This window comes from Microlunatus soli (genome assembly GCF_900105385.1).
GTDB lineage: Bacteria > Actinomycetota > Actinomycetes > Propionibacteriales > Propionibacteriaceae > Microlunatus > Microlunatus soli.
On sequence record NZ_LT629772.1, the window covers coordinates 1,439,502 to 1,457,951 of the forward strand.

Below are 18,450 nucleotides of genomic sequence, written 5' to 3' on the forward strand. Positions count from 1 at the left end.
AGGTCAGGATGCGGTCGTCCTCCGGCTCGGGACGAGTTCGTCGAGCAGGAAGCGGACTCGTCGCTTGATGTCGTCGCGGATGGCGCGGACAGCTTCGACGGGTTGGCCGGCGGGGTCATCGAGGGTCCAGTCCTCGTAGCGGGTGCCGGGATAGAAGGGGCAGGTGTCACCGCAGCCCATGGTGATCACGACGTCGGAGGCCCGGACCGCCTCGGTGGTGATGATCTTGGGAGTCTGGCCGGTGATGTCGATGCCTTCCTCGGCCATCACCTGGACCGCGATCGGGTTGATCCGGTCGGCGGGTTCGGAGCCGGCGGAGCGGACCTCGACGGCACCGCCTGCGTAGTGGGTGAGGTAGCCGGCAGCCATTTGGGATCGTCCGGCGTTGTGCACGCAGACGAACAACACCGACGGTCGCGGGTCGGTCATGATCGGACCTCCTGTGCTGACGGGTAGCGCTGGCGCAGAGCCAGCGAGAGGTACACCAGGCCGAGCAGCGCCGGGACTTCAATGAGGGGGCCGACGACGCCGGCTAGAGCTTGGCCGGAGCTGACGCCGAAGGTGGCGATCGCGACGGCGATGGCGAGTTCGAAGTTGTTGCCGGCGGCGGTGAACGCCAGCGTGGTGGTGCGCTCGTACGGCAGTCCAGCTGCCCGGCCGAGCAGGAAGCCTCCACCCCACATCAGCGCGAAGTAGATCAGCAGCGGCACGGCGATCCGGGCAACGTCGAGCGGCCGGTCGGTGATCTGGTCGCCTTGCAGCGCGAACAGGATGACGATGGTGAACAGCAACCCGTACAGCGCGAAGGGGCCGATCGTGGGCAGGAAGCGGTGTTCGTACCACTTCCGGCCGCGGGCGCGTTCGCCGAAGTGACGGGTGAGGAATCCGGCGATCAGCGGGATGCCGAGGAAGATCAACACCGAGACGGCGATCTGGCCGGCCGAGATGTCGAGTCGGGTTCGGGTCAGGCCGAGCCAGCCGGGCAGGACGGACAGGTAGAACCAGCCGAGGCCGGCGAAGGCGATGATCTGGAAGACGGAGTTGATCGCGACCAGGACGGCGGCGGCTTCGCGGTCGCCGCAGGCCAGATCGTTCCAGATGATCACCATCGCGATGCAGCGGGCCAGGCCGACGATGATCAGCCCGGTCCGGTAGTCGGGCAGGTCGGGCAGCAGCAGCCAGGCCAGGGTGAACATCAGTGCTGGGCCGATGATCCAGTTCAAGATCAGCGACAGCACGAGCGTCTTGGTATCGCGGGTGACGGTGTCGAGTCTGTTGTAGCGGACCTTGGCCAGGACCGGGTACATCATGATCAACAAGCCGATCGCGATCGGCAGTGAGACGCCCTGGATCGCGACAGCACTCAACGCTGTGCCGAGGCCGGGGATGAGGCGGCCGAGGAGCAGGCCGACGGCCATCGCTGCCAGGATCCAGACCGGCAGGAACCGGTCCAGCCGGGACAGCTGCGCCACCGGTGATTCCTGATGTTCATCGGCGGCCCGGAGCCGCTGTGCGGGTTGGTTCGTCGTCATGTCGTCCCTTGCTGGTGATGCTGACCGGCTCGGTGGAGTGTGCTGCCGGGCCGCAGCCTCAGTTGGTGGTGCGCTCCGCTGCGACGACCGGCGCACCGGTCGCTGTGACGAGCCCGGTCAACTCGACGAACTCCGGCGTCGCCGCCGTGGTGCCGCAACAGCCGCCGACGGTGGTGTCGTCGTCGAACAGGCCCGCACCGCCGCAGACGCCGCTGTCGGGCAACACCAGCTGGACATCGTCGGCTGCGGCCCCGTCGCCGGCCAGGGCGGCAGCGATCGAGCGGACCTGCTCGAATCCGGTCATCGCCAGGAAAGACGGTGCTCGGCCGTAGGACTTCATTCCGGCCAGGTACAGGCCGGGTTCGGGCTGGGCCAGCGCCCGGTGTCCATGGGGTCGGACCGAGCCGCAGGAGTGGTAGTTCGGGTCGATCTCGGCCGCCAGCTGGACCGGGGCCTGGAGCCGGTTGTCCAGTTCCAGCCGTACCTCGGACAGGAACGACAGGTCGGGCCGGAACCCGGTCACACACACGACCTGATCCAGCCCGTCGATCCGACGGCCGTCCGAGCCGACCAGAGTCACGCCGTTGGAATCGGTATCGACCGCGAGGGTGCGGAAGCCGGTGACGACATCGATCAGCCCCTCCTCGACCGCTTCCCGCACGCGGGTGCCGAGTGCGCCACGGGCCGGGAGCTCGTCGGCCTCGCCACCGCCATAGGAGTCCCCGACAGTGCCACGGCGCAGCACCCACACCACCCGGGATCCCTGCCGGTGCAGCGGTTCCGAGGTCAGGGCGATCAGTGAGGTCAGCGCCGAGGCACCCGACCCGACGACGGCTGTCGCCCGGCCGGCGTAGCGGTCCTCATCGGTGGCCGGGTCGGGCATCCCGTAGACGATCCGATCGGCCGCGGCGCGTTCACCGGGGACCGGGTAGCCCTCCGACCCGAGCGGGTTCGGCCGGGCCAAGGTGCCGGTGGCATCGATCACCGAACGGGCCAGAATCCGGCTGACCGTGCCGCTGCTGTCTTCCACGTACACCACGAACGCCTGTTCGGCGCGGCCCGAGTCGACCACCAGGTCCCGATCCTGGCGAGCCACGCCGACCACCCGATTCCCCAATCGGATCCGGTCCCCCAGGACGGCGGCCAGCGGCGCCAGGTAGTCGGTCACCCATTCGGCCCCCGTGGGATATCGATCCGCGGCCGGATGCTGCCAGCCGGATGGCTGCAGCAGCGCCGTACCCGCGGGTGAGGTCAGTTCCGACCATGGCGAGAACAGCCGGACATGCCCCCACGACTCGACCCCGGCCGCCGGTCGGTCACCGGCCTCCAGCACGATGACCTGCTGATCGCGGCCGACCAGTTCTGCCGCAGCTGCCAGACCGATCGGGCCGGCTCCGAGCACCGCTACCGGCAACATACGGCTCGCTGCGCCCGACGTGTCGGCCGGGTTCGGCGCGGGCGAGATCTCAGACATCAGCTACACCCCATCGGGATCATGATTCGATGATTGTCGATACAGACAACCTTGCAGGCTGCATCGACAATTGTCAATATGGAGTGATGACCGCAACAAAGCCGACGAATCGGCAGCTGCTCCAGATCGCCGAGCCGGCCGCCCTCTGCGCGCCGGGTCCGTCGACGGTCGAGTTGTCGGCCGTTGAGGCCGACGGGCTTGCCGGGTTGCTGAAGGCGTTGGCCGACCCGGTCCGGTTGCGGTTGTATTCGCGGATCGCCGGCGCGGCCGGCGAGGTCTGTGTGTGCGACATCCAAGACGTCGGGGTTTCCCAGCCGACGGTGTCGCACCACCTGCGCAAGCTGCGCGACGCCGGGCTGATCGACTGCGAACGACGAGGCACCTGGGTCTACTACTGGGCCATCCCCGGACGGCTCGATCTGCTCGACCAACTCCCCCGTCCGTGATCGCCGGCCACCGATCACACCAAGCGCAGGGCAAGGATCAGCAGCATCCTGCGAGGCAGGCCTGCAGATCCGACACAGTTGCACTGACCCTGTCGTGATCAGGCGGGCACAAGATCAACTTCCCATTCCGGTGAAGGGCCACGATCCCGCGTTCGAGAAACGACTTACAAGAACCGGTCAGCGAAGGCCGAGAGTTCGGCTCGTTGCTCGTCCAGGGTCCGTCCAGAGGCGCTGACGACGACGCGGTCGACTCCCTGCTCGACGTAGGCATCGAGGCGCTGCTGTGTCATGTCGATCGGTGCAGTTCTGGTGTAGCCCAACGCCTGCGGATCACGCCCATGCTCCGCCGCCGTGGTGCGAGCCAACTCGAGCTGGGCTGCTCGTACGTGCGGCAGCAGTGCCCCGCCAGGGAAGTAGCCGTCGCCGTACCGACCGGCACGTCGGGCGGCCGGCGAACTCGAGCCGCCGACATGAATCGGCAGCATTCCGCGGTACGGCCGGGGGAAGCTGGCCAGACCGTCGAAGTCGAAGAACTCGCCGTGGAAGCTGACACCGGCGGCGTCGCCGGACCACAGCAGCCGCAGCACCTGGATGGCTTCGTCCGCTCTTCGGCCCCGGCTGGCGAAGTCGACCCCGACCGCCGTCGCCTCACCGGGCAGCGAACCGAGGCCGACGGTCAGCAGTTGCACGCGCCCTCGCGACAGTTGGTCGATCGTGGCCAGTCGCTTGGCGAGCGTGACCGGATGATGGTAGGGCAGCAGCAGCACTCCGGTGCCGAGCAGCAAGCGATCTGTGCCGGCGGCGACGAAAGCCAGCGCGTCCAGCGGGTCGACGTATTCCAGGTCGGGGGCAAGATCGAATTCCCCGACCTTTGCCCCCTGGTAGCCGACAACGTGCTCAGGTAGGTAGATGCCTTCGAATCCACAGCTCTCGGCATGCCGCGCGTATCCCAACAGCGCATCCGGGTCGACACCGACGTACGGCGTGCTGTAGCTGACACAGAACTTCACCCGTTGGTCTCCTTCGAATCATGATCATCATGGGTCGAGGCGTGCCCCGCATCCGTGCGTGACACCACGTCAGATCCCCGAGTAGGCGTGCAGGCCGGAGAACAGCAGGTTCACCCCGACGAAGTTGAACCAGAACGATGCCAAGCCGATCACGGCGATGATCGCCGCCCGGCGCCCCCGCCACCCCGCAGTGGAGCGGGCGTGCAGATAGCCGGCGTAGATCACCCAGGTGACGAGGGTCCAGACCTCCTTGGGATCCCACCCCCAGTATCTGCCCCAGGCATACTCCGCCCAGATTGCACCGGCAGCCAACGCGAAGGTCCACAACGGGAAGGCGAACGCCGCGGCGCGGAAGGCGTAGACGTCGAGCTGGTGGGTCGTTGGGCGGCGGGACGCTCCGTTCTGTGTCTCCCGTTTCTCAGTCGAGGTGCGTGTTCGGATCAGGTACCGGATCGCGAAAAGTCCGCCGACATTGAAGGCAGCTCCGGCGATCGCCCCGGCGGTGATGTGGATGACGAACCAGACCGAGTGCAGCGCCGGCACCAACGGCGCTACCTCGACGTAGAAGACGACGATCGCCAAGCCGTTGCCGAGCGCGGCGAGCAGCGTCACCGGAACATCGAGCCAACCGACCTCGCGGCGCACCAGGACGAGATGAGCCCCGACGATCATCACCATCGCCAAGGTGATGAACTCGTACATGTTGCCCACCGGCCAGCGGCCGGCCGCGATCCCTCGAGCAGCGACACCGGCCACCGCACAACCCCATCCGATCAAGGTGATGGCGTGCCCCAGGTCGGCCGGTCCTCCGCCAACCCACCAGGCCGTCGCCGGCAGTCGATGACCGGCCCGGGCCACTCTTCCGGTCGGCACCACTCGCTGGAGCACGGTGGAGGATGTGCTGTCGTCCTCCGCGACGGCCGGTGCCGCTGTCGACGACGAAGCCGCGGTCCCACGTCCGGACGCGATGCCCCGCGGTTCGACCGAGGTTGCTGCAGATCGGCCGCGGAGTGCCCGGTCGGCGCTGTGCAGCACCAAGGCCATCAAGTAGAGGACCGTCGCGGTGAGCATCGCCAGGCCGGCGAACTGGGCCAGAGTCACGACGCCCCTCCGGCTCCTGCGCGCCGCCGATCATGACCGCACGCGAGCTCGTTGATCATCGACCGAGATCCCGGTTCCGGATACCGACCAAACCGGCCGTGCACAGAGCGGCCGCGATGATCACCGAGACGGCGAGCACGGCTGCCGACACGGCCTGCCCCAGCAGCAGCCGAGGAATGTGGCTGTACGGCGACAGCGCCAGGACGGCGTCACCGAGCAGGCCGAACTCGTGCCCCAGTTCGAGCAGCAGTGCGATGATCAACAGCGCCCACGGCAGACCCGGAGTCGACCGAGGCCAGAGCCCGACCAAGGCCATCGCGATCGCCGTGATGATCCAGACAGCCGGCAGCCAGATCAACGCCGATGCAAGCACCCGACCCCAGGATGTTGCGTCCTCGCCACCCGCTGCGACCGAGGTCAGCCCGGCAGTCACCCCGGCGGCCAGCAGGAGCAACCCGGGTCCGACGATGCCGACCACGAGATGGGACGCCGCCCAGCGCCAGCGGCTGCCGGCCGCAGGCAGCAGCAGCTCACCGTGTCCGTCCAACTCCTCAGCGCGAAGCCGTCCGACGGAGATGATGCCGAAAGCCGTCGCCGCTTGGCTCAGGATCAAAAACGTGAAGCTGAGCAACGCATCCGACCCGGAGAACATCGCCCCGAGTTGATCGGAAGCACCCGCGGCGGCCGCACCGATCAACGCGCCGACAACCGCGAAGGCCACGGCCCAGATGATCACACCGGCTCGATGGGTACGCCAGGTGGATGCCGCAATGCTGTTGAGCCACCGGGTGGCGACCGCCGGCCCGGGACGGGGCTGCAGCAGGCCGGAGCCGATATCTCGGCGTCGTTGCACCAGACCGGCAATGATCATCAGCCCGGCCGCGGTCGCGGCAAAGAGGCCGAGCACCCACCAGCGATCGCCGGCGTAGGCGCGGCTGAGCCGTGCCCAACCGAACGGGGACAACCACGACAACCAACCGACCGTGCTGTCGCCGACCGCGCGGATGACGAAGAAGCCGGCGATCACCAGAATGCTGACGCTGCGAGCCTGCCCGGCGGTTCCGACCCATTGTGCGATGACGGCCGATGCGGCTGTGATCACGAGTCCGACCCCGCCCGTCGACAGCCCCAGCAGCACCGATCCCGGGACCGGAAGCCCGGAGGCGATCAGCGGCACAGCCATCACCGCGCCGATCACCAGATTCGCCGCGCCGATCACGATCAGCGGCGCGGCCAGCCTGGCCGAACGACCGACGCTGGTGGCACCCAGCAATTCACTGCGCCCGCTGTCCTCCTCGGCCCGGGTGTGACGGATGATCAACAACGCGGAGGCGAACGCGGCGACGAGGGCACTGCTCATTCCGGCTCCCCAGGCCGTGACTCCGCCGGAGGTCGGACTGTAGATGATGCCGCGCATGGCGACCTCGGCGCCGTTGCGAAGCGCGTCGATCGCGTAATCCGCCAGCGCAGCAGGCGTGGGATACAGAGACAAGGTCCCGCTGGCGATGCCCCACGGAAGCAGGATCGCCAACATGGCCCAGGCCGGCACGGGAAGTCGATCACGACGCAACGTGAACTTGATCAACTGCGCGGTCCCCTGCAGTCCGCCGCCACCCGCGTCGTCAGACACGGCTGGCCTCCCGGACGGAGTCGTCGCGGCCGGTCGGGAGGCGGCCCTGATCGTAATGGCGGAGGAACACCTGTTCCAGGGACGGCGGCTGGATGCTGATCTCGCGGATGCCGATCCGCGTGCAGCTCCGCAGGAACTCGTCGAGTTCAGCGGTGTCCAGTTCGCCACTGACGTGGGTGCCATCGACCGACAACCCCGGCTTCTCGACGGCCGGTTCATCCGTCGCGGGTGCGGTCAGTTCGACGTCCACCATGACCTGTCCCAGGTGTCGAAGACGGTCGATCGGTGCACTGTCGGCGACTCGTCCGGCGCGGATGATGGTGACCCGGTCGCACAGCGCGTTGACCTCACTGAGGATGTGGCTGGACAGCAGCACCGTGGCCCCATCGCCGCACACGTCCCGAACGGCCTGCTGGAAGCGAGCCTCCATCAACGGATCGAGGCCGGACGTCGGTTCGTCGAAGATGAACAGGTCGGACCGCGACGCCAACGCTGCGATGATCGCGACCTTCTGCCGGTTGCCCTTGGAATACGTGCCGGACCGCTTCCGGGGATCCAACTCGAAGAGCTCGATCAGGGCCCGGCGCCGCCCGGGATCCTGATTGCCGCGCAGCCGACAGATCAGATCGATGACCTCACCGCCGGTCAGGTTGGGCCACAATGCCACATCGCCGGGCACGTAGGAGATCCGTCGGTGAAGCTGCGAAGCTTCCTTCCAGGCGTCCCGGCCGAACAGTCTGGCGGTGCCGCCGTCGGCACGTTGCAGACCGAGCAGGGTCCGGATCGTGGTCGACTTGCCGGCACCGTTCGGGCCGAGGAAGCCGTGGATCTCGCCCTCGCGGACCTCCAACGACAGCCCGTCGAGCGCCAGGGCTGAGCCGTAACGCTTCGTCAGGTCCTGGACGTCGATGACCAAGGAATCCGCCATCACTGCTCACCGTCATCCGGACGAGCTCCGGCCAGGCCGGTCTCGGCCTGCTCGGCTGCGGCGGCGCCGACGAAGGACGGCGAAATGATCTTCAACAGCGCCGTTGAGATCCGATGCATGCCAGCAGGGGTGACGGCATCAACACCGATCGCGCGCGAGATGTGCTGATGCAACACGTACACGCCCAGCCGCATGGCGACGAAGACGGCGGCCTCGGTCACGGTCTCTTCCTTGTCTCCGGGCAGGTACTCCTGGGTCAAGATCAACAACTCGTCGAAGATCACCGCGGCGGCCGGTGTGTCATCGGCCAGCGCCCGACCGAGGTAATGCCACACCGACGTCGCGTCGCGCCGCGCGGCGGAGATGAACTGAGGATCGGACACCGCACCGTCGGCAGCCTGCTTGGCGGTGTTGCGGAAGAACTCCACCACGTAGTCGTCACAGGCCGAGGCCAGCCCGGCCTTGGAGGTGAAGTGATACTGCACCAGAGCAAGCGACACCGAGGCACGCTCGGCGACACTGCGCAGGCTGGTCCCGGCGACGCCCCGCTCGGCGAACAGTTCGAGTGCCGCATCGCGGATCCGCGCTCGCGCCGTCAGATCCTGTCTGTCGTCCATGATCATCACAACCTTCTGCTGGGAGTCATCCGTGTGTGCCCAGCTACCTATACGGTACACCAGATTCCTGGTCATATGTACAGTGTGTGCGTGTCCCACCGCCACCCATCCGATGACTCAGGAGTCGCCATGACCACGGACAACTCGGCTCGACGCGTCGATGTCCGGCCAGCCGACCACGCCGACCGTGAGCTCCTGACCAGCCTGTGGATGTTGTTCCACCACGACCTGTCCGCCTTCACCGACGCCTACCCCGACGAACGCGGCCGGTACCGCACCGATCGGCTCGACTCGGCATTCGACGACCCGCACTGGATGCCGTACGTCATCCGTACCGATCGTCGGCCGGCCGGTCTGGCCGTGGTCCGGCGCGCCGATCAGGTCCCGCATGTGCTGACCGCGTTCTTCCTCGTCAAGCCGGCCCGGCGCCGCGGCATCGGGACGACCGCAGCGCAACAGGTCATCCGACGCCATCCGGGCCCGTGGGAGATCGCGTTCCAACCGTCCAACGCCGGGGCGGCTGCGTTCTGGCGGCGACTGGCGGAAACCGTTGCAGCCGGGCGCTGGCGAGAGGAACAGCGAGACGTTCCCGACCGTCACGACCTGCCGCCGGACAGCTGGATCATCTTCGATCCCAGCTGAGCCTGGAAACACCGATTTGCACCGTCGCGAGCGGCACCAGACGGGTGCACCGGCAAGGCGCCGGCGCGAAGGCGGTCTGGTTGACCGTCGAGCGCTGGCAACGCCGCCGGTGTGCCCGGATGGGGTCGCGCAGCAGGTGGAAATCGGTGTTTCCAGGCTGAGCGCAGCTTCGTTGCTGTGCGCTTTCCAGGGTGTCGACGTCAATGAATCCTGGTCAGCTTGTCCGGGTTGGTGACCGAGTAGACCCCGTGGATCAACCCGTCGTCCGCCAGATCGAGAACCAGCACGGCGAACGGATCGTTCTGGTCCAGCACGACAGCGGCCCAGTCGCCACCGACGTGCTGGTAGCGCACCGACAAGTGCGCCGGCGCCTGTGCAGCCACGGTCGTCAGCAATCGCGCCACCGCTTCACGCCCGTGCACCGGCTGCAGACTGGTCGCCGGCCCCTTGCCGCCACCATCGGTCCACAACGTTGCGTCCGGTGCCAACACCACCAGCAGGCCCTCCAGATCTCCGTCGATGGCCGCCGCCATGAACGCCTCGGTGACCCGCCGCTGGAGGTGCCGATCGGCCTCGTACCGGGGTCGGCGCGCCCGGACGTGCTCGCGCGCCCGGTGCGCCAACTGCCGTACGGCTGCCGGGCTGCGGTCCAGCATCGCGGCGATCTCGGTGTGCGGAAAGCCGAATGCCTCGTGCAGGACGAACACCGCCCGTTCGGTGGGAGACAGACTCTCCAACACCACCAGCAAGGCGACCGACATCGCTTCGGCCCGCAGCACGTGGTCGTCACTGTCGACGTCGGCCGGTGTCCCCGTCGGCTCGGGCAGCCATGACCCGACGTAGTTCTCCCTGCGCCGTGCGGTCGCCGACCGGTGGGCAAGAGCTGCGTTGACCGCGACTCTGACCAGATACGCCCGCGGTGAACGCACCGCGCTGCGATCGGCCGCCGACCAGGCCAGCCAGGTCTGTTGCAGCACGTCGTCGGCGTCGGACGCGCTGCCCAACAGGGCATAGACGATGGCGAACAGCCTGTCCCGTTGTTCCAGGAAGGCGGACGTGTCGTCGCATTCGGATTCGATCATGGTCACTCTCCCGAGCTCGCGGATGTCAGTGTCACGGGTATGAGCGTCACAGCGCTCATCGGTGTGACATCGCCGGCGGCGAATGTGATCTTCGTCGCGGCTGTCACGTTCACAACGCCGTAGACCCTCTTGAGGGCTGTAGCGGCGCAGCTGCGTCGCACGACACGCGAGAGAGGTATCGCCATGAGAACCCTGATCCGGGACGCTCGCCTGTTCGACGGCGAGCAGGTAATCGAGGAAACCGACATCGTGATCGACGGGACGGTGATCGCGGCACCCGACAACACAGCCGCCGATCACGTCGTCGACGGCGCCGGCCGTACGGTGCTGCCCGGCCTGATCGACGCACACACCCACGTGTTCGACGGCAGTCTGGCCGAAGCGCTTCGGTACGGCGTGACGACGGAGCTGGACATGTTCTGCCTGCCGGCCAATCTCCGGCGTCAACGACGCCTGGCCCGCGAACGAGACGATGTCGCCGACATCCGCAGTGCCGGCACCCTGGCCACTCCCCCCGGTGGCCATCCTAGCCAACTGATGACGGCCCTGGACGACCCTGACAGCTTCGGCGAGGCGATCGGCGCCTTCGACACCATCGCCGAGGTCGGCGAGGCCGCGGCCTTCGTCAGGCGACGGATCGAGGAAGGGGCCGATTACCTGAAGGTGATCATCGATGACGGCGCTCTGCACGGCAACCGACTGCCGGTGATGACCGCAGAACTGGCCGCTGCCCTGGTCGCTGCCGGTCACGATGCCGGCCTGCAGGTGGTCGCTCATGCCCTGTCGCACCGCGAAGTCGTGACTGCGCTCGACGCCGGGGTCGACGTCCTGGCCCACGTGTGGACCGACAACGTGGCCGCAGCGGACGAGTTGGCCGCCCGTGTGGTGGAGCAGGGTGTCGGTGTTGTCAGCACCCTGGCCTACTTCGAGGCGGTCGGGTCGGGGGTCGAAGTGGATCGCTTGAGCGACAGCACGTTCGACAACGCCGTCCGGGTGGCCGCGGCGCTGCACCGCGCCGGGGCGACGCTGCTCGCCGGAACCGACGCGACACCGTTCGCCCCGAAACACGGGGCGGGACTGCAGCGCGAGCTTCAGTTGTTGACGACTGCCGGATTGACGCCGCTCGAGGCGCTCACTGCGGCGACGAGCTCGAACGCGGACCGCTTCGGCCTGACCGATCGCGGCCGAATCGCACCGGGTCATCGGGCCGACCTGCTGCTGGTCGACGGCGACCCGACCCGAGACATCGGGGCGGTCAGCAACCTGGTCGACGTCTGGCGTCGCGGGGTGCCGCTCGGCGAGGTGAACGTCATGGCGTGATTCCGAACACTATACGTATGAACCATTTCCTGTACATGCGTATAGTTTAGGGGTGATCAGACCTTCCCTCTCGCCCGTGACAACAGACCCACCCGATGCCTCGGTGGCCGCCGGCCCGATTGTGGTGACCGGCGCCACCGGACTTCAGGGAGGCGCAACGGCGCGACATCTGCTCCGGAACGGGCGGTCCGTGCACGCTCTGGTACGCGATCCGGGCTCACCCCGAGCCCGGATCCTGCAGGACCTCGGGGCAACGCTCGTCCGAGGCGACATGAGCGACATCGCATCGCTGCGGGCGGCGTTCGCTCAGGCGGTCGGCGTCTTCAGTGTGCAGCCGACCGCCGGTTATCCGGGCACTCCGGCTGACTTCTCCGTCGGCGACGAGGTTGCGCTCGGGGTCGCCGTTGCCGAGGCCGCCACGGCGGCCGGTGTTCAGCATCTGGTCTACGCCTCGGTCGGCGGCGCAGAGCGGGACAGCGGCATCCGCCGGTGGCAGAGCAAATGGCAGATCGAGCAGCGCATCGCCGAGCTCGGGATCCCGGCAACGATTCTGCGACCGGTCCGGTTCATGGAGAACCAGTTCCATCCCGAGCTCGGCATCCGCGACGGTGTGCTGACCGACGTGTTCCAACCCCAGGTACCGGTCCAGTTGATTGCCAGCACCGACATCGGAGCCTTCGCCGCATTGGCCTTTGCCCACCCCGATGAGTACGTCGGACAGGCGCTCGAACTCGCCGGCGACGAGCTCACGATGCCCCAGATCGTTCAAGCGATCACGGCGGCAACAGGGCAGCCCGTGGCCTACCACGCGATCGCACGGGACGCCCTCGGCGGCGCCGATCCCGACGCCCTCGCCGGCTACATCTTCGCCAACGAACGCGAAGGATGGCGGGCCGACATCGCGGCCCTGCGCTCCGTGTATCCCGCACTACTCACCTTCGAGACCTGGCTGTCGGCCCGCTACCCCGCGCGGACGGATCGCGACAGCCGGCCGACCGCCGAGCGCTCCGGAACATCGGAGTCGAGGGCATGAGTGGTACACCCATCCCCGATGACAACCGACGACACCGCTCTCGGCCGGCACCGGTCAAGCCCTGGTGGCGGCGGCCGTGGATCGTCCCGCTGGCGATCGCCACGATCGCCTTTCTGATCTATGCGCTGCCGCCCTACGTGTCACTCGACCCGGCGACGTCGCGGATCGACGTCCCGGCCGCCCCGATCTACTATCCGGCGTTGGTGATCCACATCTTTGCCGGCTCGGTGATGCTGTGTTGCGCCGTGCTGCAACTGTGGCCCTGGCTGCGTCGCCGGCATCTGCCGGTGCATCGGTGGAGCGGCCGGCTGTACATGATCTGCGCGATCCCTGTCTTCTTCGGCGGTCTGATCGTCGCGCAGTTCCCGCAGGGCGGTCCGGTCCAACAGGTGGCCAACACGATGCTCGGTCTGCTGTTCGGCACCACCACCGCTCTCGGTTATCGCGCCGTCCGACAACGTCGGATCGGAGATCATCGGGAGTGGATGATCCGCAGCTTCGCCCTCGCCTCATCCATCGTGGCCAACCGCGTGTGGACGGTCATCTGTGTCGCGATCCTCAGCCCCAACGACGAACCCGACGGGCTGACAGCCGCAATCGGCATCGCGACCTGGCTCAGCTGGGTGGTGAATCTGATCATCGCTGAGGCCTGGCTGCATCGTCGCAACGGAAGACGACAACGGCCCGCGCGGCGAGACAATGCTCCACGCACCTCGGATTCGTCCTCCGATTCCGATCAGCACAGTCGGCCGGTTGCCGCTGCCGGCCCGCTCGCAACGGAGCCGCAACAGTGACGGATCCACGACGGTCGACCGACCGACAACGGGCCGGTCGGAACGTCACCATCCTGACCGCAAGTCCGCGAGCAGGCGGCAACTCGACGGCACTCGCCAGGGCCTGTGCCCAGGGCGCCCGCGAAGCCGGCGAGCGAGTGACCATGATCAATCTCAACGAGTGGGTCGGCGGCGGCTTCCTGCGAGATTGTCGAGTGTGTCGCGACGACCGCGGACGGTGCACGATCGATGATCGCTACTCGACCTTGATCACCGACGTCGTGGCGCCGGCCGACGCGATCGTCTTTGCGTCCCCGCTCTACTTCTACGCGGTCGCCGGGGTGCTGAAGAACTTCCTTGATCGTCTGGTGTGCTACCTCGGCGCCAGCCACAGCACTGATCTGTCGGAAGCGCTCGCACGACAGAGGACGGCGCTCTTGATCACGAGCGAAGAGAGCTACCCGGGCCTGCTGACCGGCGTCGCCGCACAGTTCCATGAGATGTCGCGTTACCTGGGGCAGGACCTGGTCGCTATCGTGCACGGAGTAGGCAATCACCGCGGCGAAGTGGCTCGCGATCCCGACGATCCGATCGAGACGGCCAGGAGGCTGGGACACGAGCTCTTCACCCGGCACACCAGCGACTACACCGCCGCCACCGTACGCAGCCACCACGTCTGGGGTTGACATCATGACCATGCCACCGGTTGACACCGAACGCGATTGCTACGGCGTTGCTGGGCGAACGGTCCTGCTCTCCGTAATCGGCAGTCCGGGGACCGGCAAGTCGACGCTGTGCGGGACTCTGTGCCGGCACTACGCGTCACAGGGTCTCTGCGTCGAACGTTTCGAAGAGCACCACATCATGACCCACCCCGACTACCGCACGGTCGCAGCCGAGTTCGGTGACTCCGCTCAGGTGGCACCCGGGACCTTGATCGACGCGTTCGCCCGATACGCGGGGCGTTGCATCGACAACGGCCGCGACCTGGTGATCACCGACGCGCTGATCCCGCACATCCCGTCCCTGCTTGCGTGGGGTCACTCCGAGTCCGAGATCGCGTCGGTGATCACCGAACTCGAGAAGGTGTCCGGCGACCTGACCGTGATCATCATCATGCTCACCTCCGACCCGGCCGTGACCCTGCCGCGCGCGATCGCCCGTGAGGCCGACGGATGGGCCGACAGCTACATCCAGAAGCTGACCGCGGCTCCGGGAACCGCCCACGTCGTCGACCTGCCGACGGCGATCCAGCATCTTCGTGATGAGGCGGCGGTGAGCCGCCGTCTGATCAGCCGCAGCGGGTGGCAGCTGATCACCGTCGACGCCACCGCCGACCCGTCGCGGGTGGCCGAGCTGGTGCTCGAGCGGCTGGGCGAACGATCGGCCCCTTCGGCCTGAGCGTTCTCCCGGGCAGTCCCATGATCGGCCCCGCGCAGGCAGTCGACCGGCAGCAGGGGCCCGAGCACGGCGTCAGACGGAGTCGGCGTCGAGCTCTCGCCGACCGGCACTCCAGGCCGACCAGAGTCGGTGATAGCCGCCGCCGAGTGCGAGCAACTCCTGATGGGTGCCCTGCTCGACCACTGCTCCGCCGTCCATCACCAGGATGGTGTCGGCCCGGGAGGCCTGGTCCAGGCGATGCGCAACGACCAAAGCCGAACGGCCGCGGGTCACCTCGTCGGCGGCGTCCTCCAACGCTCCTGCTCCCGCCGAGCCGGCTTCGGCGGTGGCCTCGTCCATCACCACGATGGCCGGGTCGAGCAACAGCAGCCGGGCCAATGCGAGCTGCTGCGCGGCGACCGGCTCCAACTGGAGGCCGCGGGCACCGACTTCGGTGTCCAGCCCTGATGGCAGCCGATCGAACCACGGCTGGGCATGGACCCGGTCGAGCGCCGAGAGCAGCTCGGCGTCGGTGGCGTCCGGCTTGGCCAACGTCAGATCCTGCCGAAGGGTCCCGGAGAAGACGTGCACCTCCTGGCTGACCGTCGCGATCCGGGCGATACGTTCACGGTCGGAGAGCTCGGACACCGGATAGCCGTCGACCAGGACGACGCCCTCGTCGGGCACCCGCAGGCCCGCCAGCAACGCTGCCACCGTAGTCTTTCCGGCGCCGGAAGCCCCGACGATGGCAACGGTTTCGCCCGGATTGATCATGATGTTGACCTGGCGAACGGCCCACCCGCCGCCATAACTGAAGCTGACGTTGCGCAGCTCGACCCGGCCGCGTGGTGCGTCGACACCGCTGTCCGGCACCGGGACCGGCGGATCGGAAACCACGCCGACGATCCGGGCCAGCGAGGCGTATCCGGACTGGACGACGTCCAGCACCCGCATGAACATGTTCATCGGCCCACGGGTCCGGATGATCATTAGCACCGCGCCGGTGACGGCTCCCACGGTGAGTGCGTCGGTGGACACCAGGTAATACCCCACCGACAGAGCCATTCCGAGCATCAGCAGTTCGATGCCGAGCATCCAGGTGTTCAGTACAAGCATCGTGGTACGGGCTCTGATCCCCTTGCGGACAACGCTCCAGGAGGCGTTCGCGATCTCGATGTGCATCCGCTCCTCCATCGAGAACGCCCGGACCGTCGCGCGACCACGGATGGCTTCCAGCACCCGTCGGGCCCGTTCGGCCATCGCCGCCCGCTCGGCGGCATAACGCTTCGGTGCTCGTGCGAGATAGATCCGCGAGGCAAGGTAGTACACCGGGGCGACCACCACCGGGATGATCATGAAATGCCAGTCCACCGTCGACAACGCGATCACCGTGGCGACGATCGAGAACAGCGAGGTCGACAGCGTCGGCAGCGTCTCGGACACGGCTGCGGAGAGTTCGGCGACGTCATCGGTGGACCGGCTGACCAGGTCGCCGGTGCCGGCGTCCTCGACCTGATGGGTGGGAAGGCCCAACGCGGTCCCCACCATGTCCTGCCGCAGGTTGGCGATCACTCGCTCGGACAGTCGGGACACGAGGTAGTACCCGGCGGCACCCATGGCCGCCGCGGCGACGGCGAGGACGACCAGTTCGACACAGATCCGCCACATCGGTTTTGCGGTCCGCGCACCGGTGACCAGGTCGACGATCTGGCCCATCAGCTGCGGCACCAGCACACCGGCGTAGGAGCCGAGACCGAGCAGCACCACGGCCAGCGCGAACCACCACTTCGCGTACCGGACCCGGCCCAGTTGGCGTGCCACCTCGCGCCGGACCTGCCGCAGGTTGGCCAGCGGAAACCGCAGCCCGGTGTCCACCTGGCTCATGCGGCCCGCTCTCCACCCAACTCGGCGGCCGCTGCCAGCAGATCCTCAGCGTGCAGGTGATTGGCGGCCACCGCGTTCCAGGCGGGCGCTTCGCTGAACACCAGCGTGATCTTGTCGGCGCGATGCTTCGCGACCCGATCGGCGATCTTCTGCTCGGTCACCGAGTCCACGGCCGTGGTCGGATCCTGCAGGACGAGGACCTCGGGATCGAACGCGACCGCACGGGCCAATGCCACCCGCTGCCGCTGACCGCCGGACAGCATCCGGCCGCCCTCGCCCACCCGCTTGTCGGGGCCTTCGGGGATGTCGTCACAGCTGGCGACGTACAGCGCCCGTTCGGCGATCATCCGGTCGGGATGGACGTTGTCGGCGACGTTGCCGTCGAACAGATCGCTCGCGTGTGGAGCGACGATCACCCGGTGCCGGGGCAGCGATTCCAGCCTGGAGACCAGCGCGTGATCGATGCCGCGGACGACCGTCAGCCCGGTGGGCAGTGCGTCGACGAACGCGGCGGTCCTGACGGCGTCGGCCTCGGAGCCGCGCTCGAATCCCGCACCGAGCACTTCACGGATCCGCTGTCCGGACGCCTCCGCCGACGCCCACCGGGAGGCGAGGTTGCGGCCGAACATCGTCATCGGGGTGATCAGGAACTGGGTCAGTCCGACAACGGTGATCAACTGGCCGATCGTCACCACCCCGTTCAGCGCCAGCACGCCGGCGGCGATGCCGAGCCCGGCGACGAAGAGGGCTCCGGCTGCCTCGGTGACACCATTCAGCCGCGCCTCGGCCGCGTTCGCCTCGATGGTCCTGGCGTACGCCGTCCCGGAGACCTCGTCGTAGCGTCCGCGGACGGTGACGATCGCGCCCAGTCCCTTGAGGATCCGCAGTCCCTGCACCACATCGGTGGCGGTGGCGGCCGTCTGCGCGATCGCCTGCTGTCGGGCGACCGATCGGCGTTGCAGCGGGCGGCCGACCCGCAACGCGACGACGACCAGCAGTGGCCCGCCGACCAGCGTGGCCAGGCTGAGCCAGGGGTTGATGGTGAACATCATGATCGCGCCGTAGGTGATGGACGCCGCCTCGGCGACCGGCATCACCGTCATCATCACGATCTCCCCCACCCGGGTGGTGTCGGAGGAGGCGATCGACAACAGGCCACCGGCGGTACGCTCCCGGCCGGCGAAGCCGCGCGGATCCTGGATCCGGTCGGTGACCATGGTGCGCAGGTCGTGGCTGACCAACTGCTGGCTGCGGATCAGCATCGACCGCGCGACCCAGCTGACCCCGACGGCGACCAGGTACAGGCCGGCCAGCACGATCAGCCAGAATCCCAACCGGGCAAGGGACAACGCGGCGATGGCTTCGTCGACGGCATGCCCAACCACCACCGGCGTCAGGCCGTTGCAGACGAAGGTCGCCGCCATGCAGATCGACGCGACGAAACTCCACGGACGCTGGGAGAGGGCCACCTTGAGCGTCCACGCCTTGGCATCCGGTGCGGGCATCTTGGACGGGCGCCCGCCCGGCCCGGGTAGTGCCGCGTAGTCGACGACAGTCTCCGGGAGGGACGCGTGATCAGCAGCTGGCACGACCTCGGA

At 67.7% G+C, this 18,450-nt stretch carries 18 protein-coding genes; 7 read left to right on the forward strand and 11 right to left on the reverse strand.

Going from position 1 to position 18,450, the window contains the following annotated elements; genetic code table 11:
* Positions 1–3: 3 nt before the first annotated feature.
* From BLU38_RS06725 to BLU38_RS06735, 3 genes are read right to left on the reverse strand one after another with little or no spacing between them, the layout of a single operon-like run.
* Positions 4–429 (reverse strand): arsenate reductase ArsC, encoded by a 426-nt coding sequence (locus tag BLU38_RS06725; protein ID WP_091521823.1) that lies wholly within the window; start codon positions 427–429, stop codon positions 4–6.
* The gene (gene arsB / locus BLU38_RS06730) at positions 426–1,532 is read right to left on the reverse strand and encodes an ACR3 family arsenite efflux transporter (protein ID WP_091521827.1); all 1,107 of its coding nucleotides are present in this window, start codon (positions 1,530–1,532) and stop codon (positions 426–428) included. The genes BLU38_RS06725 and arsB overlap by 4 nt, the downstream gene beginning before the upstream one ends.
* Positions 1,533–1,590: 58 nt before the next feature.
* Positions 1,591–3,006 carry an FAD-dependent oxidoreductase gene (locus BLU38_RS06735; RefSeq protein ID WP_231920214.1) on the reverse strand — a complete coding sequence of 472 codons (1,416 nt, stop codon included), beginning with the start codon at positions 3,004–3,006 and terminating at the stop codon, positions 1,591–1,593.
* 86 nt (positions 3,007–3,092) lie between these two features.
* On the opposite strand from BLU38_RS06735, the gene BLU38_RS06740 reads away from it, so the two are divergent.
* Positions 3,093–3,452, forward strand: coding sequence for an ArsR/SmtB family transcription factor (locus BLU38_RS06740; RefSeq protein ID WP_091521830.1), 360 nt, complete (start codon positions 3,093–3,095; stop codon positions 3,450–3,452).
* Between the two features lie 164 nt (positions 3,453–3,616).
* Here the strand turns inward: BLU38_RS06740 and BLU38_RS06745 are convergent, their stop codons facing one another.
* The 5 genes from BLU38_RS06745 to BLU38_RS32005 form a co-directional block, all read right to left on the reverse strand.
* Positions 3,617–4,462, reverse strand: a complete 846-nt coding sequence (locus tag BLU38_RS06745) for a TIGR03619 family F420-dependent LLM class oxidoreductase (RefSeq protein WP_091521834.1) — start codon at positions 4,460–4,462, stop codon at positions 3,617–3,619.
* Positions 4,463–4,531: 69 nt separating this feature from the next.
* Complete coding sequence (gene ccsB, locus BLU38_RS06750; protein ID WP_331715069.1) at positions 4,532–5,563, reverse strand: c-type cytochrome biogenesis protein CcsB; 1,032 nt, start codon at positions 5,561–5,563, stop codon at positions 4,532–4,534.
* A 55-nt stretch (positions 5,564–5,618) separates the two neighbouring features.
* Positions 5,619–7,193 carry an ABC transporter permease gene (locus BLU38_RS06755; RefSeq protein ID WP_091521837.1) on the reverse strand — a complete coding sequence of 525 codons (1,575 nt, stop codon included), beginning with the start codon at positions 7,191–7,193 and terminating at the stop codon, positions 5,619–5,621.
* Positions 7,186–8,121, reverse strand: a complete 936-nt coding sequence (locus BLU38_RS06760) for an ABC transporter ATP-binding protein (protein WP_091532058.1) — start codon at positions 8,119–8,121, stop codon at positions 7,186–7,188. The genes BLU38_RS06755 and BLU38_RS06760 overlap by 8 nt, the downstream gene beginning before the upstream one ends.
* Positions 8,121–8,738, reverse strand: coding sequence for a TetR family transcriptional regulator (locus BLU38_RS32005; RefSeq protein ID WP_157683257.1), 618 nt, complete (start codon positions 8,736–8,738; stop codon positions 8,121–8,123). The genes BLU38_RS06760 and BLU38_RS32005 overlap by 1 nt, the downstream gene beginning before the upstream one ends.
* A 129-nt stretch (positions 8,739–8,867) precedes the next feature.
* Between BLU38_RS32005 and BLU38_RS06770 the strand changes: the two genes are divergently transcribed.
* Entirely contained in the window at positions 8,868–9,380 is a 513-nt protein-coding gene (locus tag BLU38_RS06770; protein WP_091521844.1) for a GNAT family N-acetyltransferase, read from the forward strand.
* A 200-nt stretch (positions 9,381–9,580) separates the two neighbouring features.
* Here BLU38_RS06770 and sigJ read toward each other — a convergent pair whose 3' ends face one another.
* Entirely contained in the window at positions 9,581–10,462 is an 882-nt protein-coding gene (sigJ, locus tag BLU38_RS06775) for an RNA polymerase sigma factor SigJ (protein ID WP_091521847.1), read from the reverse strand.
* A 183-nt stretch (positions 10,463–10,645) separates the two neighbouring features.
* Between sigJ and BLU38_RS06785 the strand changes: the two genes are divergently transcribed.
* The 5 genes from BLU38_RS06785 to BLU38_RS06805 all read left to right on the forward strand — a co-directional run bounded on the left by BLU38_RS06785 (position 10,646) and on the right by BLU38_RS06805 (position 14,989).
* Positions 10,646–11,782: an amidohydrolase family protein gene (locus BLU38_RS06785; RefSeq protein WP_091521853.1), complete on the forward strand. Its 1,137-nt coding sequence runs from the start codon at positions 10,646–10,648 to the stop codon at positions 11,780–11,782.
* A 76-nt stretch (positions 11,783–11,858) separates the two neighbouring features.
* Positions 11,859–12,815: an NmrA/HSCARG family protein gene (locus BLU38_RS06790; RefSeq protein WP_231920215.1), complete on the forward strand. Its 957-nt coding sequence runs from the start codon at positions 11,859–11,861 to the stop codon at positions 12,813–12,815.
* Entirely contained in the window at positions 12,812–13,609 is a 798-nt protein-coding gene (locus BLU38_RS06795) for a DUF2306 domain-containing protein (RefSeq protein ID WP_091521860.1), read from the forward strand. The genes BLU38_RS06790 and BLU38_RS06795 overlap by 4 nt, the downstream gene beginning before the upstream one ends.
* On the forward strand, positions 13,606–14,274 hold the full coding sequence (locus BLU38_RS06800) for a flavodoxin family protein (RefSeq protein ID WP_091521863.1): 669 nt from the start codon (positions 13,606–13,608) through the stop codon (positions 14,272–14,274). The genes BLU38_RS06795 and BLU38_RS06800 overlap by 4 nt, the downstream gene beginning before the upstream one ends.
* A 178-nt stretch (positions 14,275–14,452) precedes the next feature.
* On the forward strand, positions 14,453–14,989 hold the full coding sequence (locus BLU38_RS06805; RefSeq protein ID WP_091521866.1) for a hypothetical protein: 537 nt from the start codon (positions 14,453–14,455) through the stop codon (positions 14,987–14,989).
* A 72-nt stretch (positions 14,990–15,061) separates the two neighbouring features.
* On the opposite strand, the gene BLU38_RS06810 is transcribed toward BLU38_RS06805, so the two are convergent.
* A complete protein-coding gene (locus BLU38_RS06810; protein WP_091521869.1) occupies positions 15,062–16,852 on the reverse strand; it encodes an ABC transporter ATP-binding protein in 1,791 nt (596 codons plus the stop codon).
* Positions 16,849–18,441 carry an ABC transporter transmembrane domain-containing protein gene (locus BLU38_RS06815; RefSeq protein WP_231920216.1) on the reverse strand — a complete coding sequence of 531 codons (1,593 nt, stop codon included), beginning with the start codon at positions 18,439–18,441 and terminating at the stop codon, positions 16,849–16,851. Before BLU38_RS06815 ends, BLU38_RS06810 begins: the two co-directional genes overlap by 4 nt.
* Between the last annotated feature and the right edge of the window lie 9 nt (positions 18,442–18,450).

Coding starts and splice junctions, on each gene's coding strand:
- BLU38_RS06725 (WP_091521823.1), bottom strand. CDS start 429: ATGACCGACCCGCGACCGTCGGTGTTGTTCGTCTGCGTGCACAACGCC.
- arsB (WP_091521827.1), bottom strand. CDS start 1,532: ATGACGACGAACCAACCCGCACAGCGGCTCCGGGCCGCCGATGAACAT.
- BLU38_RS06735 (WP_231920214.1), bottom strand. CDS start 3,006: ATGTCTGAGATCTCGCCCGCGCCGAACCCGGCCGACACGTCGGGCGCA.
- BLU38_RS06740 (WP_091521830.1), top strand. CDS start 3,093: ATGACCGCAACAAAGCCGACGAATCGGCAGCTGCTCCAGATCGCCGAG.
- BLU38_RS06760 (WP_091532058.1), bottom strand. CDS start 8,121: ATGGCGGATTCCTTGGTCATCGACGTCCAGGACCTGACGAAGCGTTAC.
- BLU38_RS32005 (WP_157683257.1), bottom strand. CDS start 8,738: ATGGACGACAGACAGGATCTGACGGCGCGAGCGCGGATCCGCGATGCG.
- BLU38_RS06770 (WP_091521844.1), top strand. CDS start 8,868: ATGACCACGGACAACTCGGCTCGACGCGTCGATGTCCGGCCAGCCGAC.
- sigJ (WP_091521847.1), bottom strand. CDS start 10,462: ATGATCGAATCCGAATGCGACGACACGTCCGCCTTCCTGGAACAACGG.
- BLU38_RS06785 (WP_091521853.1), top strand. CDS start 10,646: ATGAGAACCCTGATCCGGGACGCTCGCCTGTTCGACGGCGAGCAGGTA.
- BLU38_RS06795 (WP_091521860.1), top strand. CDS start 12,812: ATGAGTGGTACACCCATCCCCGATGACAACCGACGACACCGCTCTCGG.
- BLU38_RS06805 (WP_091521866.1), top strand. CDS start 14,453: ATGACCCACCCCGACTACCGCACGGTCGCAGCCGAGTTCGGTGACTCC.
- BLU38_RS06810 (WP_091521869.1), bottom strand. CDS start 16,852: ATGAGCCAGGTGGACACCGGGCTGCGGTTTCCGCTGGCCAACCTGCGG.